Here is a 16,031-nt window from a genome sequence, read left to right on the forward strand (position 1 = left end):
ACAACGAAAAAGCCCTCCGAAGTGGAGGGCTTAAACGGCAATTGAACGCGGATGACGCGGATCAAGACGGATTAACGCTGAAACTGATACAGCGGAAATCTGCAGGACAACTTTTCGGGTTAACCTCTGAAGGTTCAACACCGCGTATATCTGCGTTTAAATGTCCTGAAGAACTGTTTCCCTAATTATGCTCACGTGTGGCGTGGAACTGCAGCTCCTTCCAGTTGTCCATGGTATTGTCCAGCCGCCACTGGCTCCCCGCCAGGTAGGCGAGGTTCCCTTCCCCGTCCCGGTAAAGGTTCATGGCTTCTCTCTTTTCGAACTCCTCCAGCTTCTTCTTCTCGCCGGTTACCCAGCGGGCGGTGACGTAGCTGACCGGCTCGTAGGTGGCCTTCACGTTGTATTCGTGCTCCAGGCGGTGCATGACCACGTCGAACTGGAGGAGCCCCACGGCGCCTACTATCCAGTCGCTCCCCATGAGGGGGCGGAAGACCTGGGTGGTCCCCTCTTCGGCCAGTTGGACGAGCCCCTTCTCCAAGGCCTTTGATTTCATCGGGTCGAGGAGCCGTACCTTGCGGAAGTGCTCCGGCGCGAAGTTGGGGATGCCGGTGTACTTCAACTCCTCACCCTGGGTAAAGGTGTCGCCGATCTTGATGGTGCCGTGGTTGTGGATGCCGATGATGTCGCCGGGGTAGGCCTCGTCCACGTTGGTCCGGTCCTGGGCCATGAATATGGTGGCGTTGGCGATCTGCACCTCCCGGCCGAGGCGGTTGTGCCGGACCTTCATGCCGCGGGTGAACTTCCCGGAGCAGATCCGGAAGAAGGCGATCCGGTCGCGGTGGGCCGGGTCCATGTTCGCCTGGATCTTGAAGGTGAAGCCGGAGAACGGTTCTTCGTAAGGGGAAACGACCCGGCTCTCGGTCTCACGGGGAAGCGGCGCCGGAGCATGCTCGATGAAGGTGTCCAGGAGTTGCTGCACGCCGAAGGTGTTGATGGCGCTGCCGAAGAAGACCGGTGTCTGCAGACCTGCCAGGTACGCCTCCTGCTCGAAGGGGTGGGCCGCCCCCTCCAGAAGTTCCACGTCGTTCCGGAGCTCCTCCACCTGGGAGCCCAGAAGCTCGTCGAGGCGCGGGTCGTCCAGTCCCTTCACCGTCTCGATCTGGCCGGTCCCGCGGTCGGCCGCCGGATCGAAGAAGGTCAGTTCCTTGCTGTAGAGGTGGTAAGTGCCGCGGAATCGCTTTCCCATCCCCACCGGCCAGGTCATGGGGGCGCACTGGATGTTGAGGGTGCTCTCGATGTCGTCCAGGAGATCGAGGGGCTCGCGCCCTTCCCGGTCCAGCTTGTTGATGAAGGTCATGATCGGGGTGTGGCGGAGCCGGCAGACCTCCAGGAGCTTCTTGGTCTGGCTTTCAACCCCCTTCACCGAGTCGATGACCATGAGGACCGAGTCGACGGCGGTGAGGGTGCGGTAGGTGTCTTCGGAGAAGTCGTTGTGACCAGGGGTGTCCAGGAGATTGATCTCGTAATCCCGGTAGGTGAACTTCATGACCGACGAGGTGACGGAGATGCCCCGCTGTTTTTCCATCTCCATCCAGTCGGAGGTGGCGTGGCGGGCCGCCTTGCGAGCCCGGACCTCGCCGGCCTGCTGGATGGCTCCGCCGAACAGGAGGAGTTTTTCGGTGATGGTGGTCTTACCCGCGTCCGGGTGGCTGATGATGGCGAAGGTGCGCCGGCGGTCGATTTCCTGCTGGTTGTGCTTGATCACTGCTCTGCTCCATTTATTTCGTTTGAATCGTAAAGAGTGTGTGAAGGGCGAGCGCCCCGTTCCGCTCAGAGTCCCCTCGACTGCCGCTGTACGGCTTATTTCGCGCCGGCCATTCGGCCGGCTCTGCTCAATTTCGCCTACATTGGCTGGCTCTCGGGCACATTCGCTCCACGAGGCACTCACCCTTCATGATGTAGAAGACACAAGAACGGCGAAGAGGAGGTCTTCGCCGTGAGAGAAATAATGACACGGGGGGGGCAAAATCGCAACAGAAAACTGCCGTTTGCCCGAGAGAAACCCCTTTCATTTTTTTGCCCCGAAATGGTACATTTTCTCATGTTCATCGACACCCACTGTCATCTCGACGACCCCTCTCTTCGTAACCGTCTCGGGAATGTCCTGGCTGCAGCGGCCGCAGCAGGGGTGGAGCGCTTCGTCGTGCCGGGGGTGGCGCCGGAGGGATGGGACGACATCATGACGCTTGCCGCCGGTGATTCCCGCATCCTTGCGTCTCCCGGCATCCATCCGATGCATGCGGAGCGATGCAGTGACGGGGAGCTGCACCAGTTGGAGACGCTTGCCTGCAAGGCTGTCGCAATCGGCGAGATCGGTCTCGACTACACGTACGATGTATCACGGGACGCCCAGCAGCGGGCATTCCGTGCCCAGCTCCGGCTGGCAATCCGTCACGGACTGCCGGTGCTGATCCATTGCCGTCGGGCCTTTCAGGACCTGCTTCGTATCCTGCGGGAAGAGGGGGCCGGGCGGGTCGGGGGGGTGATGCACGCCTTTTCCGGCAGTCCGGAAATCGCCGCAGAGTGCATTGGTCTCGGCTTCCTCATCTCCATTGCCGGGACGGTCACCTACGGGAATGCCGTCCGGCCGGTCGAGGTGGTACGCAGGACTCCCCTTGACCATCTTGTCCTGGAGACCGATGCCCCGGACATGACGCCGGAGCCGCATCGGGGGCGGCCCAATGAGCCGGCCTTTCTCCCGGAGACCGCGAGGAGGGTGGCGGAGATCAAGGGGGTCCCCCTTGGGGAGGTGGCGGCGGTGACGACCGCCAATGCCCGGAAGGTGTTTAAGCTGCAATAGTACGGCGACCATTACATTTCTCAACATTGGGGCGGCAAGCAGCGCCCCTGCAAAAGGTTTCGATCATGTCCAATCTGCATCGTTTTTCCCGCACTGAAATTCTCATCGGCCCCGAGGGGCTGGAAAAGCTGAAGAATTCCACCGTTGCCCTGTTCGGCCTGGGGGGGGTGGGGAGCTATGCCGCCGAGGCCCTCTGCCGTGCGGGGGTCGGCCGGCTCGTCCTCGTCGATTTCGACGATATCTGTCTCACCAACGTGAACCGCCAGCTCCATGCCATGGACGGCACCGTCGGGCACCCCAAGGTCCAGGTCATGGCGGAGCGCCTGCGCCGCATCAACCCGGCTGCCGAGATCATTCCCCACCGGGAGTTCTACAGTGGGGAAAGCAGCGACCTGCTTCTGGCGGACCACTACGACTACGTCCTCGATGCCATCGATCACTTCACCAGCAAGATCCACCTCATCACAAGCTGCCGACGGCGGGGGATCTCCATCGTCTCCAGCATGGGGGCGGCCATGAAACTGGACCCGACCCTGGTGCGGGTGGGGGACATCGCCGAAACGAGCAAGTGCCGGATGGCCCGGTCGGTGCGGAAACTGCTGCGCAAGGAAGGGGTCGAACGGGGGGTGAAGGTGGTCTATTCCCTGGAGGAGTTCCGGGCGCCGAAGATGCAAGATGCCGGCTGCAAGGGAGACTGCATCTGTCCCAACAAGGACGACCAGCGTTTTTCCTGCGAACACCGGCGGGTCATCCTCGGGAGCATCTCCTTTATTCCCTCCATCTTCGGTCTTACCATGGCCGGAGTGGCAGTCAATGACCTTCTGGCGGAGGTCAAAAATAAATAATCCCGCCGTTGACCCTGTTTTATTTTCCGATACACTTTTTACAAAATCGGAGTGTTATTAATTATGCGGGGAGGAACGGATCATGGGAAAAGAATACACGATGCAGGAGGCGCTTAAGCTGGCCATTCAGGGAGAGAAGGACAGCATGGATTTTTATCGCCGTGCTGGTGCGGCCACCAAAAATGAGCGGGCAAAAAAGGTCTTCGACCTTCTGGCCAACGAAGAGGTCGGCCATCTGAAGGCGTTCTTCGACCATTACAAGGGGAGCGAGTTCGGTGACCTGAAGAGCTACATGGAGTCCCCTCCCGACAAGAAGTCGGCCACCTACCTGGCTCTGGAGAAGGCTATTGACGAGAACGTTCACGAGCAGAAGGCACTGGAGATCGCCCTCAAGGAAGAGAAAGCGTGCATCGACCAGTACTCCATCCTGGTCAAGGACATCATCGATCCGCTGGTCCGCAAGGTGTTCGAGCAGGTGATCAAGGAGACCCAGAACCACTACGACATGATCGAAGACGAGTATATGCATGTGATGAAGATGGTGGACAAGTCCGATCAGGACATCTACGTGAGGGAATAATGGGTCGCGTGAGTCATATACTGGGTCCTGTGGCGATGCTGCTTGCGGTCCTCGCCGGAACGGTCGCTGCCGAGGACGTACGGGGAGTGAAGCTGCGCCAGCAGGAGTTGAAAGTGATCGAGGAGAAGTGCCTCGTCTGTCATAACCGGCAGCGGATCGATGCGGCTGCTGCTGAGAAGAGGGACATGGACAAGATCCTGCGCCGGATGGAGCAGAAGGGGGTCCTCCTTACCGAGCAGGAGCGGCAGGTGATGGGCCATTTCAAGGGGCAGAAGGTGTTCAGTCCCCCTTCCGGCGGAGATAAGCCGGTTGCCAAGTAGTCGTCGCAGCCATCGGAAAATTGAGGGCGGTCGGGAATTTCCCGGCCGCCCTTTTTCGTGGGAACATTTCCTAGCGCATGGCAGTCAAGGTGAGTCCGTTCCCGTCGGCGGTGACACGGCAGGCGGAGAAACCCAGCCGCTTCAGGCGAAAAAGGAGAAAGGGTGCAGCCAGGGGAAGCGCACCGGGGAAAAGGAGGGAAAGCTTGCCGGCGTCATTCAGGGCGTCGCTGGGGTTGGCAAGCAGCCAGGACAGTTCCACTGCCGACACCGGCCGGGGGGACGGGAACGGATTGCCCGTTTGGCCGGGTGAAGGGGGTTCGGAGAGAAATTGCCCGGGAACCAGGGCATGGCGGATAATGAGCAACGAAAAATGGAGCCTGGCAAAAAAGGACATGGCTCGTACTCTAGCATGTTGGACAGGAAGGCTCAAGCTTTCGCGGATTGCCATTTTCCCCTTTCTTCGGGCACCGATTGTGGCTACAATCCCGGCATGAGTCACCCCTCGCTCCCGTACACCCCGTCGTTCGATGATGCTGCTGTCCAGTCCGGATTGCAGCAGTTGCTGGTTCCCGGCCCGCTCCGTGACGATGACCTGGAACGACGCAGTATCCGCTTGACCGGAATGTTCAGCCTGTATGCCACCTTTTCTCCCCACGGACTATGGGCGCCCGGGCTTGTTCTGACCCACGGAATGCGGAGTCTCGCCGAGCAGTGTCTTCCTGTGGCGGAGATAGTGCGTTCCCTTGAACGGATGATTGTACGGTCTTTGCGGGTTTCACCGGTGCTGGCGGGGTCTGTCATCCGCAATGCGGCCACCTGGCTCGATCTTCTCGACCAGCTTCAGCCGCTTGTCCGTCACCCCGACCCGGGCCGGCTCCTGCGGGAACTCATGGCTGATGACGGGAAGCGCCGCCGTTTTCTCTGGCGGATATTCCTTCCTCCCCGCTACGGGTGCGACTTCGACCGCTACCCCGCGCAAGGGGCGGTTCTCCGGAACTGGCTCTCCAGGAACCGGCTCTCTGCCGGCAGCGTGGTGCGGTGCCTGGATGCCGCCTGTGGCACCGGTGAAGGGACGTACGAGCTTGCACGGATTGTCCACGAAGCGGTTGCCGGGTGGGGGGGCTGGCGGGTCGACGGTACGACACTGGAGCCGCTGGAGCTCTTTTCCGCCGCCCATGGCTACTTTCCCCATGATCCGGAACGGCAGGCGGCATTTCGTTCCCGGGTGGCGCCTCTCCTGACCGCTGTTCCGGCGAAGCGCCTCTCCTTCAGGCAGGGGGACCTGACGCTCCCTGCTCCCGCCACTGGCCACGGTTACAGGATCATCGTCTGCAATGGCGTGCTGGGGGGACCGCTTCTTCACGAAAAACGGCAACTGACGGAGGGGGTGGCCAACCTCGTGGCACTGCTCGAACCGGGCGGCATACTGCTGGCTGCCGACCGGTTCCACGGCGGATGGAAGAAGCGGGTTTCCCACAACGATCTCCGGGACCTTCTGGTGGGAGGCGGTCTGCAACCCCTTGCCGTAGAGGACGGGGTTGCCGGGGTAAGGCCCTTGGCGTGAAATGAAAAAGCGCAGCCGGGCGTTGCCGGTTGCGCTTGTTATTGCGGAAATGCGCTGGGGTCGGAAGTCAGAACTGGAGCAGCATTCCCCCCCAGGAAAGGCCTCCGCCGAAGCCCATCATGAGGACCCGTTGGCCCGGCTTGATGGTGCCGTTCTGCAGGTTTTCGTCGAGAGCGAGCCCCACGGATGCGGCGGCGGTGTTACCGTAGCGGTCCAGGTTGAGGAGGAAGCGCTCCTTGGGGATTCCCATCTTCTTGGAGATGAAGTCGATGATCCGCAGGTTGGCCTGGTGAGGGATGATATGGTCGAGCTGGTCGGGGGTTATGCCGGCCCGACCGGTAAGCTCCTCGATGATCTGGGGGATGACGTCGGTGGCGAAGACGAAGACGCTTTTCCCCGCCATCTTGAATGTATTCTCCCGTGCGGTTATGGTCTCGGCGGTGATCGGCTTGCGGGAGCCGGAGGAGGGGACCTGAATCAGTTCCCAGCCGTTGCCGTCGCTCTTGACGAGGCTTTGCAGAATCCCCTTCTTTTCCGGCGAGGCTCCCAGGATCATGGCGCCGGCGCCGTCGCCGAACAGGGGGCAGGTGGTCTTGTCCTGGAAATCGAGGATCTTCGAGTAGGTGTCGGCACCGATGACGAGGACCTTCTTGTACTTGCCCGACCGCACGAAATTGTCCGCGGTCTCCACGGCGAAAACGAAGCTGCTACAGACGGCGTTCATGTCGAAGGCGAAGGCGTTCTTTGCGCCGATGTTTTTCTGCACCATGCAGGCGGTTGCGGGGAGGATCATGTCGGCGGTTGAGGTCCCGACGATGACGCAGTCAAGTTCTTCCGCGGAGATGGATGCGCGCTGCAGGGCCTGTCGGGCCGCGGCGGTAGCGAGGTCCGACGTCGCCTCGTGTTCGGCTGAAAAGCGCCGTTCGCGAATCCCGGTACGGGAAAGTATCCAGTTGTCGGCATCTTCTACCAGGTAATTGAAGTGACTGTTGGGGACAATCCGTTCAGGGACTGCGCCGCCGGTCGATAGAATGTGAGAATATACCATGAACTTACCTCGATTCCCCGAATGCTCCAAGGTGCAATCTTTTCGTGGGTCAAATTTGGGGGTGGTTTTGCAAATATTGTTTTGCTGCATAGTGGTTGCGTGTCAAGCCAGTGCAACTTGGCTGGTGAAAGCCTCTCTCAGAAGGCTTCGTGGCACGTTGCGATACGTCGTTTCACTGACATCGTAATGGACTTTTATCGCACACCTGCAGCTTGTTTGTCAAAACAATATTCCGCAGGGTAGAATTACCGCGTTGCGCTGTTGTCGCTACATTTTGCGAGGGCTGCATCGACAACGGCATAGAGCCAGAGACCAAAAAAGCTTGCCAACAGCAGCCGCGCCATTGGTGAATGTTGCCCCAGCTGCTCCATCACGCTGCCCGCATCGATTCCGCTACGGCTTCCTGTAGCCAGCACCAGTTGTCCAACCCCTTGCAGGACAAGCCAGAGGGCGGCGAGGAGGAAAAAATTCACCAGGATGACGAGAATAATCCCTTTCCTGCGGTCTCCTTTGTAGAGCTGACCCAGTCCTGGCAGAACAAAAGCGGACAGGAGCGCTGCCTTGATGTTCACCTGCATAATTGCACGCCCCGTATCATTTCTTGTCAGTCCTTCCCGCGTGCAATCGCCGGTGTGGGTAAAACATGCACGGTTAAGGGCTGTGTGCCATGTGGAAATATAAATGTTGTCGTTGATGCAAATTTTTTGTAATAATGCCCTTGCTATGGAAACGGTGACGACGGCAAAACGGCGAACAGCCCTGACAGCTCTATTGAAAGACTCCGAGGAAGAGGTCCGTCTCGCGGCAGCACACGCTCTGGAGCAGCTGGAAGGCATCGGCAGTCTGGAGGAAGTGCTCGATCTTCTGAAAAAGGGAGATCATGCCACCAGGATCAAGGCCATCTACGCATTGGGGCGGATCGGCGGGGAGAAGGCGTTGCCAGCACTCCTTTACTGTATTGCCCGGCCCGAAGAGGATATCCGGGCGGCCGCCATAGAGGTCCTCGGCCGGCTCGGCCATCCCGGAGCCAAAGGGCCACTGTCGGAGAAACTCAAGGATCCGAGTCCCGCCCTTCAGTCCCAGGCCATTGCCGCTCTCGGCAATTTTCGGGACCCTTCGCTCATCCCGCTGCTGGTGCCCTTTCTCGATGCCGGCGACGGCCTGCTGGATGCCGAGGCGGCACGCGCTCTCGGCAAAATCCGCGCCGCGGGCTGCGAAGAAAAAATCATCTCCCTGCTCCAGTCTCCCCATGCCGCCACCCGGCAGGCGGCCGCCCTCGCTCTGGGAGAACTCCCGGTCAGCTAAAGATACCGTCCCACGTCGATGTTCTTCAGGAGCGGGTCAACCACCGTCACGATGCTGGCGTACCGGTTGCCCGCGTCGTTGACCAGTCGCAGCATGGGCGGTTCGGCCACCATTTCCCCCGCCGCATTGATCACTACCTTTATGATAGGCGCTTCCTGATTGGCCGGATTCGGCCTGACGACGAGGGCAATCTCGTTGTTGTCGAGCCTTACCAGGGTGCCTACCGGATATTTTCCCATCATTTCCACAAACCGCTGTACCATGTTGCTGTCAAGATAACTGCCGGCAAGGGTTCGCATCTGGTCCAGGGCGGCCTTCGGGTTGAGAGGGTTCTGGTAGACCCTGAGGGTGGTGATGGCGTCGTAGCAGTCGGCCACCGCAATGATCTCGCTCAATGTGTCGAAAGGAAGCTTGCGTGCCCATTCCGGATAGCCGAGCCGGTTGTTCCGTATATGATGACCCAGCACAGCCTGGGCGATCTGGGGGCTTACCCCGTCCATTTCGCTGATGATTTTCGCCCCGAATTCGGGGTGCTTTTTCATTTCGTCGAATTCGGCGGCGGAGAGCTTGCCCGGTTTGTTGAGTATCTGCCTGTCCACCTGCGTCTTGCCGACGTCATGGAGAAAGCCGGCGATACCCGCTTCCTCGATGCCCGCCTGGTCGAACCCGAGTGAGGCGGTAAGGGACATGGCGAGAACCCCCACGTTGACACTGTGGTTGAAGGTGTAGTTGTCGTAATCCTTGATCATGGAAAGGCCGAGAAGGGTGGTAGGGTCTTGCATGGTGAGAGTGACGAGCTTCTTCACCACGCCGATCACCTTGCCGCCGCTGGGGATCCTCCCCATTTCTATGTCCTTTATGACGTCGCGGATTACGTCGAGGGCCTGTCCGTAGGTTTCGAGGGCCCCTCCCGCCTCTTCTTCGGCAACTTTCAGCTTGATGCTCGTTATCTGCCGCTCTTCGAGCTTCCTCGCCATTTCGGCCCCACACACGCCTTTCTGGGCCAGAAGGGATATGAGGAAACCCAGGTCCTCCCGCGATACACCACGACATATGGTGAGGCCGCTGATCTCCTTTTCCAGGAAGCGGTCCGCCAGTTCCGTCATTGCGGGGGAGGGCGTGACGAAAAGGTGCTCCTCCACGAAGAGGATACCATCGATGACTCCCATGCGAATTTCGGGACTGGTCGCTAGAATCCCCTGGCAGCCGGCGTAAATCTCCTGCAACGGCTGCATTATTGCCGGATGCCCCACCGGGTAGAGATGCAGCCCCTTGGTTGCGCCGGAAATGAGCGTGACCAGTCGCTGCGCGTTCTGTAGGGTAATGGTTCCCATCCTCTACCCTGCCAGCCGTTCGATATTATCGACAGCTTCACCGCATGCCCTGCCGAGACCACCGCCGGCGGACATCCGTGCTTTCAGGGCGGGAATGGCTGCTTCGTCGCCAAGTTGGCCCAGCGCTGCGGCTGCTGCAGTTTTGAGCTCTTGCCATCTGCTCCAGGCAAACCAGTGCCAGCTCTGCAGAAGTCCTGTGAGGTAGGGGGTTGCCCGTCGATCACCGATACGGCCGAGGGCTTGGATAGCCTCCTTTTTAAGGGGAAGCGATTTCATGAACAGGTCCCGCTGGGCCACGATCCCTATGAGGGGCTGGACCGCAAGCTGGCTTTTCATGAGGCCGAGGGAAAGGATTGCCTGCTTTACAATGGTGATGTCGCGATCATCCAGCATGCCGATGATGGTGGATTCTGCCTCTTTGCCGCCGATGTTCAGGAGGGAGCGGATGGTTTCCTTCCTGACCCGGGGGTCGGCGTGACCGACGGCATGCTGCAGTTCCCCGACGCATTCTTGACTGCATATTTCGCCCAGGATGGCGACCATATTTCTCACCACGTACCAGCGCTCATCCTGCAGGGCCGCCACCAAGGGAGGTATGGCTGCCGGTCCGATCTTGACGATGGCGGTTGCCAGCGCCTTTCTGGCAAGCAGGCTGCTGGCGATGCAGAGGCGCTGGACGAGGACGTACACGACCTTTGTCCCCAACTGCCGCAGGACCCGGTAAATCATCTCGCTGCTGGAGGGGTCACGCTGCTCCAGTTGCTGCAGAAGGAAGTCAGTGGCCGGCCCCGCCGTAACCTGCTCCAGGGAAAAACTTGCATATTCGCGCTGGATGGTGCTTTTCCCCTGATCGTCAGTCTGCTCCAGGAGCCCCTGCATTACCGGCAGAAGAGGGGCGAAATCCCCCGTTCCCTTGCAGGTTTCGGTTTTGCCGATAAGCGTCCGGGCTAACTGGAGATAACGGTTATCGTCCGATTCTTTTTTCATCAGTGACAGCAATTCGTTGAGGGAGTACTCCCTGGCTTCTTCCTGGGCCTCGGGAGGCGTGAGGTCTTCGCCCAGGGAACCGGCATCGCCTTCTTCCTCCGCCTCTTCCTGCACGGCTTCCAGTTCCTGCCGCTTCTGCCAGATCACGGAGAGGTCGATCTCGTTGGGCCAAATGGTTGTGATGCCACGCTGTGACATGAGCTTTTCCATGCCGCCGGCGGCATGGACCTGCTGGTGGTCAAGGGCAAGCAGCAGGAGAAAGGACTGCAGGTCGGTATCGGTCAGGTCGGCCATGAACGTGAGATGCTGGATGCGCCGGATGAAGAGTTCCCGCGCCAGTGACTGGGCCATGGGGCTGACGTCGGGAAGGGGGTCGCCGGCATTGTTCACGAAACCCTTGCGGGAGACATGGAGCGTCAGTTCCTGGCCCGCCAGCAGGCGTGCCAGTGAACCATGGGCAGTGCCCAGGTTTTCCCCGCGGAGAGGATGCCCCGCCGGGTAGAAGCTGAGGGCCTTGAGGGCCTTGTGAAGGTCGGTGAGTGCTGTCCCGAGCAGGTGCGCGGCGTCGTCCTTCGGTTTTACCAGTCTGAGTGATGCATCTTTGGTCGTGGGCATAATTGATCCTTGGCTGATTTCAGCCGACAGGTGTTCCCCAGGATAACAGGCGAATTTTATCGTAGTGGCGAAAACTTTGTCAAACTTTATGCATCGTTCCCGGGATTTTCTTGCCGTCTGCCGCTGTTGACAGGGGGGGGCAAAGGGGATACTATCCGGACAAACATGGTAACGAGGCGCCCTTGAAGACGAAAACCCTGTATACCTGCCAAAAATGCGGCTATCAGTCGGCCAAATGGCTTGGCAAGTGCCCGGACTGCGGTTCATGGAACAGCCTGGCGGAAGAGATCGTCGGTCGTGACGGTACCGATACGACCGCGGGCGTTTCAGTACCTCCCGTTTCCATCAGCCAGGCGGGTGGCGAACCCGAGCGCCGCCATACCTGTGGTATCGCCGAATTCGACCGGGTTCTCGGCGGCGGACTGGTGGAAGGTTCGCTGGTCCTGGTGGGGGGTGATCCGGGGATCGGGAAGTCAACCCTGCTTCTCCAGGCCACCGACCATCTTGCCAGGTCTCTCGGCAGTGTCCTCTACGTCTCCGGAGAGGAATCCCCCCGGCAGATACGCATGCGCGGTGCCCGCATGAAGGTGCAGGCTCCGGAACTGCTCATTCTTGCGGAGACCATGCTGGAAAAAATCCTGACCCAGGTCCACCGCGTGAAACCGGCGGTGCTGGTGGTCGATTCGATCCAGACGGTATTCACGTCCGCCCTGGAATCGGCCCCGGGGAGCGTGAGCCAGGTTCGCGAAGTGGCAGGCCGTCTCATGATGCTGGCCAAGGGGAGCGGCATCCCCGTCTTCATCGTCGGCCATGTAACCAAGGATGGCTCCATTGCAGGTCCCCGGGTGCTGGAGCACATGGTGGACACCGTCCTCTATTTCGAAGGGGATGCCGGCCACCCCTTCCGGATTTTGCGGGCGGTAAAGAACCGGTTTGGGTCCACCAACGAGATCGGGGTGTTCGAGATGAAGGATGGTGGGCTGTGCGAGGTGAAGAACCCGTCCGAGCTGTTCCTTGCCGAGCGTCCCCTGGGGGTTTCAGGATCGGTCGTGGTGGCGACGCTGGAGGGGAGCCGTCCCCTGCTCGTCGAACTGCAGGCCCTGGTAACCGCGTCATCCTTCGGTGTTCCCCGCCGGACCACCATCGGCGTTGACCACAACCGGCTGGCGCTTCTCGTTGCCGTGCTGGAGAAGAAGGTGGGATTGAGTCTGGCGGGACAGGATATCTTTCTCAATGTTGCCGGAGGAGTCAGGCTGAACGAGCCGGCCGCCGACCTGGGGATGGTGGTGGCGGTCGCCTCAAGCCATCTGGACAAGACGGTAGAACCCCATACCATAATGCTTGGCGAGGTTGGCCTTGCGGGGGAGGTCCGGGGGATTACCCAGCCGGAGGTGCGGGCCAGGGAAGCCGCCAAGCTCGGCTTCAGCCGCTGTCTCATGCCTGCGGGGAACGTAAAGCAGGTGAAGGGGGTAAAGGGATTGGAGCTGGTCGGGGTGAAATCGGTCGAGGAGGCACTGGAAAAGCTCTTCTGAGGAGGCAATCCCCTCCCGTGCAGGAAAATTTTCCTTTACTTGACGAAGATATTTTCTTAATATTAAAAGGATTTATATACCTACGGAGAGCTTATATGGACGCAGAAAAACTGGAATATTTCCGGGGCATACTGTTGGAAGAGATGCGCACCCTTCTGGGTGAGGCCGGCAAGACAGTATCGGAGATGACGGCGGACAACACCAATTTCCCCGATCCGAATGACCGGGCCACCCAGGAATCGGACCGCAATTTCGAGTTGCGTATCAGGGACCGGGAACGGAAGCTGATCAACAAGATCAGGGAGGCCCTGGAGCGGATCGATGAAGGTACTTTCGGTACCTGCGAGACGTGTGGCGAGGATATCAGCGAGGGAAGACTCAAGGCCCGGCCGGTAACGACTCTCTGCATCGATTGCAAGATCGAGGAAGAAAAGCGCGAAAAAGTGCCCTGAAACGCCTCATTGCCGTGCCTTCCCCTCGCAGCGGGGCGCTTCCGGAGTACTCATGGCCGATCTGGACCGATATAACCTGCTGAGTCGCGCGGTAAGGATAGCCAACTCTGCCACTCTCTCCTATCCGGCAAGATTGAAATCCCTTGCCCAAACGGTAGAACAAACCCTCCCCATTTCCTCGTGTGCAATTTACACCCTTGACGACGATCAGCGCGTCCTGTCCCTGCTGGCAGCAAGCACGGGGGCTGGCCTGCCCGCCGCTGAGCCAGTCCCGGTAGGCGAAGGGATTGCCGGGCGGTGTGCCACCCTGAAATCGTTCGTGCACGATCGCGCCGCTTCATGTCACCCCGCCGAAGCCCTGCAGGAGACCAGCGATCACATTATGGCACTGCCGGTACTCTCGTCAGGCCGGCTGTACGGTGTGATGGCTCTCGGTATGGACGACGGCGCCATCTCGCCTGCTGAAGTGATGGTGGCGATGGAGGATGTTCCGGTGGTGGTGGCCGGTGTCATGCAGGGGTTGCGGATGGCAGCCGGTTCTGCCCGCCGTGTCAGGAATCTGTCCATCCTGAGCGAACTGGGGCAGCTCCTCAACAAGTCAGCCCCTCCCCGCTCCCTCATTCCTCTTATTCTCAATGCAAGTCATGCCTATGCCGGTGCCTGCTGTACTCTGCTCCGCCTGAACGGAAAGGGGGGGATGCCGGGAGGAATCTACCGAAAGTGCCGCACGCGCTTCCGCCCCGTCCTGCGGACCCTGCTTGACATAGAGCTGGACTGCTCGGCCAGGGCCCAGGCCAGCGGAGTACCCATTCTGACCCGGGATCTGGTCAGCAACGAAGACATTCCCCTTTCGTATATCTGCGTGCCACTGGTTTTTGAATCCAGAGCCATGGGGAGCCTGACTTTTTTTGGCAAGAAGGAGCCAAACGGTCCCCGCCAGAATCTGGACGAGGAAGACCGGGAACTGTTCGAGAGCATGGCCATGCTCATTTCCAATGCGCTGACCGGCTCTGCCAATTACCAGCAGATGCTCAGCCTGAGTGTCGAAAACGACAAGAAGCTGAAGGAACTTTCTTTCCTTTACCGGATCAGCAACACCATGCTCTCCACGATCCGGCTCAACAAGCTGATTCATCTCATCCTTACCGCCCTGACCGTCGGCGATAATCCTTTTTTCGACCGGGCCATGCTGTTTCTCATCAACAAGCGCTCCGGCGTCATGCAGGGGATGCTCGGCGTTACCCGCGAGACGTCGGCTGATCTCCATAAACCGTTGGCGGACCTTGGCGACCTGCTGGGGAGTCGCTGGGATATAACCGACGAAGATATTGCCCGGCAACGGGATGCCGATTTCAGCCGCCAGGTCAGGTCGATTCGCCTTGAACTGAACAGGGCAAAAAATATTTCAACACGGGCGGTACTCGAAAAACGCCTTGTCTTCGTGCCGAATGTCGCCACCGAGAAGCGCGTGGACCGTGAGTTCGTCCGGCGCTTTGGCATAACATCCTTTGCGTCGGCACCCCTTATCGCCAGGGAAGAGGTTGTCGGTGTTATGGTGATCGACAACGGGATAAGCGACCGTCCCATCAGCCAGGAGAACCTGCGATTCCTGCAGCTCTTCACCAACCAGGCGGGGATGGCGATTGAGAATTCGATTCTCTACAACCGGATCGAGGACGCCAATCGCAGCCTGCGTGAGGCACAGGAGAGGCTGATCCAGGGAGAGCGCCTGGCGACCATTGGCGAGATGGCGGCGGGAATTGCCCATGAGTTGAAGGGACCATTGGTGTCGATCGGGGGATTTGCCCGGCGTCTGGAGCGAAAGCTGCCGGAAAAGAGCCCCGAATGGGAATATGCCGACACCATAGTCCGGGAAGTCCTCCGGCTGGAAAAGATGTTGACCGAAATCCTTTCGTTCACCAGGAAAACCACTATCTGCTACAGCTGTTGCTGTATCACCGACATCATCGAGGATGCGCTGGCGGTGGTGGTTCTGGCATTCGAAGAGAGTCGCATACAGATCGTCAGGAACTACCCCCGGAGACCGATTTCACTGATGGCCGATTGCAAGCAGGTGGAGCAGGTATTCCTCAATCTCTTCTTCAACGCGCAGGAAGCCATGAAAGAGGGGGGAGAATTGACGATCACGGTCGCTCCCGCCCGATTGGGGGGGAAACGGGCCGTGGCGGTGAAGGTCGCCGATACGGGGGGGGGAATTCCCTTTGAAGTGCTCAACAACATCTTCAACCCGTTTTACACCACCAAGGAGACCGGAACCGGCCTGGGGCTCCCTATTTCCAACCGGATCATCCTGAATCACGGGGGTAAAATCCAGATTGATAACCAGCCGGGAAAGGGTGCCACCTTCTCGGTGCTTCTGCCGCTGAACGTCTGAGAGATTTTGCTTTGCTTGCGGAACGGTTTGAGGTATAAAATACAAATCCTCGCGGGGAACGGATCCTGCGGGTGGCGTATGATTGTTCGAGGGGATGTAGCTCAGCTGGGAGAGCGATGCGTTCGCAACGCATAGGTCGACGGTTCGATCCCGTTCATCTCCACCAATACAATAAAGGGGTTATGCCTTGAGGC

At 59.5% G+C, this 16,031-nt stretch carries 15 protein-coding genes and 1 tRNA gene; 10 read left to right on the forward strand and 6 right to left on the reverse strand.

Going from position 1 to position 16,031, the window contains the following annotated elements; genetic code table 11:
* Positions 1 to 181: 181 nt before the first annotated feature.
* Positions 182 to 1,765: a peptide chain release factor 3 gene (locus KI810_RS03385; RefSeq protein ID WP_214174052.1), complete on the reverse strand. Its 1,584-nt coding sequence runs from the start codon at positions 1,763 to 1,765 to the stop codon at positions 182 to 184.
* A 231-nt stretch (positions 1,766 to 1,996) separates the two neighbouring features.
* On the opposite strand from KI810_RS03385, the gene KI810_RS03390 reads away from it, so the two are divergent.
* The 4 genes from KI810_RS03390 to KI810_RS03405 all read left to right on the forward strand — a co-directional run bounded on the left by KI810_RS03390 (position 1,997) and on the right by KI810_RS03405 (position 4,605).
* Positions 1,997 to 2,860 carry a TatD family hydrolase gene (locus KI810_RS03390; RefSeq protein WP_425513888.1) on the forward strand — a complete coding sequence of 288 codons (864 nt, stop codon included), beginning with the start codon at positions 1,997 to 1,999 and terminating at the stop codon, positions 2,858 to 2,860.
* A gap of 65 nt (positions 2,861 to 2,925) precedes the next feature.
* Entirely contained in the window at positions 2,926 to 3,705 is a 780-nt protein-coding gene (locus KI810_RS03395; protein ID WP_214174053.1) for a tRNA threonylcarbamoyladenosine dehydratase, read from the forward strand.
* Between the two features lie 82 nt (positions 3,706 to 3,787).
* Complete coding sequence (locus KI810_RS03400; RefSeq protein ID WP_214174054.1) at positions 3,788 to 4,285, forward strand: ferritin-like domain-containing protein; 498 nt, start codon at positions 3,788 to 3,790, stop codon at positions 4,283 to 4,285.
* 8 nt (positions 4,286 to 4,293) lie between these two features.
* Positions 4,294 to 4,605, forward strand: coding sequence for a hypothetical protein (locus KI810_RS03405; RefSeq protein ID WP_343213460.1), 312 nt, complete (start codon positions 4,294 to 4,296; stop codon positions 4,603 to 4,605).
* Positions 4,606 to 4,675: 70 nt separating this feature from the next.
* Here the strand turns inward: KI810_RS03405 and KI810_RS03410 are convergent, their stop codons facing one another.
* Positions 4,676 to 4,999 (reverse strand): hypothetical protein, encoded by a 324-nt coding sequence (locus KI810_RS03410; RefSeq protein ID WP_214174056.1) that lies wholly within the window; start codon positions 4,997 to 4,999, stop codon positions 4,676 to 4,678.
* Between the two features lie 15 nt (positions 5,000 to 5,014).
* Between KI810_RS03410 and KI810_RS03415 the strand changes: the two genes are divergently transcribed.
* A complete protein-coding gene (locus KI810_RS03415) occupies positions 5,015 to 6,169 on the forward strand; it encodes a class I SAM-dependent methyltransferase (protein ID WP_214174057.1) in 1,155 nt (384 codons plus the stop codon).
* A 67-nt stretch (positions 6,170 to 6,236) separates the two neighbouring features.
* Here KI810_RS03415 and KI810_RS03420 read toward each other — a convergent pair whose 3' ends face one another.
* Together KI810_RS03420 and KI810_RS03425 are read right to left on the reverse strand one after the other, a co-directional pair.
* Positions 6,237 to 7,217 (reverse strand): beta-ketoacyl-ACP synthase III, encoded by a 981-nt coding sequence (locus KI810_RS03420; RefSeq protein WP_214174058.1) that lies wholly within the window; start codon positions 7,215 to 7,217, stop codon positions 6,237 to 6,239.
* Between the two features lie 245 nt (positions 7,218 to 7,462).
* Complete coding sequence (locus tag KI810_RS03425) at positions 7,463 to 7,795, reverse strand: hypothetical protein (RefSeq protein ID WP_214174059.1); 333 nt, start codon at positions 7,793 to 7,795, stop codon at positions 7,463 to 7,465.
* A 145-nt stretch (positions 7,796 to 7,940) separates the two neighbouring features.
* Between KI810_RS03425 and KI810_RS03430 the strand changes: the two genes are divergently transcribed.
* Positions 7,941 to 8,522: a HEAT repeat domain-containing protein gene (locus tag KI810_RS03430; RefSeq protein ID WP_214174060.1), complete on the forward strand. Its 582-nt coding sequence runs from the start codon at positions 7,941 to 7,943 to the stop codon at positions 8,520 to 8,522.
* Here KI810_RS03430 and KI810_RS03435 read toward each other — a convergent pair.
* Positions 8,519 to 9,856: an HD-GYP domain-containing protein gene (locus KI810_RS03435; RefSeq protein ID WP_214174061.1), complete on the reverse strand. Its 1,338-nt coding sequence runs from the start codon at positions 9,854 to 9,856 to the stop codon at positions 8,519 to 8,521. The two genes, KI810_RS03430 and KI810_RS03435, sit on opposite strands and share 4 nt — an antisense overlap.
* 3 nt (positions 9,857 to 9,859) lie before the next feature.
* Positions 9,860 to 11,458, reverse strand: a complete 1,599-nt coding sequence (locus KI810_RS03440) for a HEAT repeat domain-containing protein (protein WP_214174062.1) — start codon at positions 11,456 to 11,458, stop codon at positions 9,860 to 9,862.
* Positions 11,459 to 11,640: 182 nt separating this feature from the next.
* Here KI810_RS03440 and radA point away from each other — a divergent pair, with 182 nt between their 5' ends.
* The 4 genes from radA to KI810_RS03460 all read left to right on the forward strand — a co-directional run bounded on the left by radA (position 11,641) and on the right by KI810_RS03460 (position 16,003).
* Positions 11,641 to 12,990 carry a DNA repair protein RadA gene (gene radA / locus KI810_RS03445; RefSeq protein ID WP_214174063.1) on the forward strand — a complete coding sequence of 450 codons (1,350 nt, stop codon included), beginning with the start codon at positions 11,641 to 11,643 and terminating at the stop codon, positions 12,988 to 12,990.
* A gap of 95 nt (positions 12,991 to 13,085) precedes the next feature.
* Positions 13,086 to 13,442, forward strand: a complete 357-nt coding sequence (gene dksA / locus KI810_RS03450) for an RNA polymerase-binding protein DksA (RefSeq protein WP_214174064.1) — start codon at positions 13,086 to 13,088, stop codon at positions 13,440 to 13,442.
* Between the two features lie 52 nt (positions 13,443 to 13,494).
* Positions 13,495 to 15,837: a GAF domain-containing protein gene (locus KI810_RS03455; RefSeq protein ID WP_214174065.1), complete on the forward strand. Its 2,343-nt coding sequence runs from the start codon at positions 13,495 to 13,497 to the stop codon at positions 15,835 to 15,837.
* Positions 15,838 to 15,927: 90 nt separating this feature from the next.
* Positions 15,928 to 16,003: transfer RNA gene (locus KI810_RS03460), tRNA-Ala, on the forward strand.
* Positions 16,004 to 16,031 lie beyond the last annotated feature (28 nt).

The sequence above is a fragment of the Geomobilimonas luticola genome (assembly GCF_018476905.1).
Lineage (GTDB): Bacteria > Desulfobacterota > Desulfuromonadia > Geobacterales > Geobacteraceae > Geomobilimonas > Geomobilimonas luticola.

Coding starts and splice junctions, on each gene's coding strand:
- KI810_RS03395 (WP_214174053.1), top strand. CDS start 2,926: ATGTCCAATCTGCATCGTTTTTCCCGCACTGAAATTCTCATCGGCCCC.
- KI810_RS03400 (WP_214174054.1), top strand. CDS start 3,788: ATGGGAAAAGAATACACGATGCAGGAGGCGCTTAAGCTGGCCATTCAG.
- KI810_RS03410 (WP_214174056.1), bottom strand. CDS start 4,999: ATGTCCTTTTTTGCCAGGCTCCATTTTTCGTTGCTCATTATCCGCCAT.
- KI810_RS03415 (WP_214174057.1), top strand. CDS start 5,015: ATGTTGGACAGGAAGGCTCAAGCTTTCGCGGATTGCCATTTTCCCCTT.
- KI810_RS03420 (WP_214174058.1), bottom strand. CDS start 7,217: ATGGTATATTCTCACATTCTATCGACCGGCGGCGCAGTCCCTGAACGG.
- KI810_RS03425 (WP_214174059.1), bottom strand. CDS start 7,795: ATGCAGGTGAACATCAAGGCAGCGCTCCTGTCCGCTTTTGTTCTGCCA.
- KI810_RS03430 (WP_214174060.1), top strand. CDS start 7,941: ATGGAAACGGTGACGACGGCAAAACGGCGAACAGCCCTGACAGCTCTA.
- KI810_RS03435 (WP_214174061.1), bottom strand. CDS start 9,856: ATGGGAACCATTACCCTACAGAACGCGCAGCGACTGGTCACGCTCATT.
- KI810_RS03440 (WP_214174062.1), bottom strand. CDS start 11,458: ATGCCCACGACCAAAGATGCATCACTCAGACTGGTAAAACCGAAGGAC.
- dksA (WP_214174064.1), top strand. CDS start 13,086: ATGGACGCAGAAAAACTGGAATATTTCCGGGGCATACTGTTGGAAGAG.
- KI810_RS03455 (WP_214174065.1), top strand. CDS start 13,495: ATGGCCGATCTGGACCGATATAACCTGCTGAGTCGCGCGGTAAGGATA.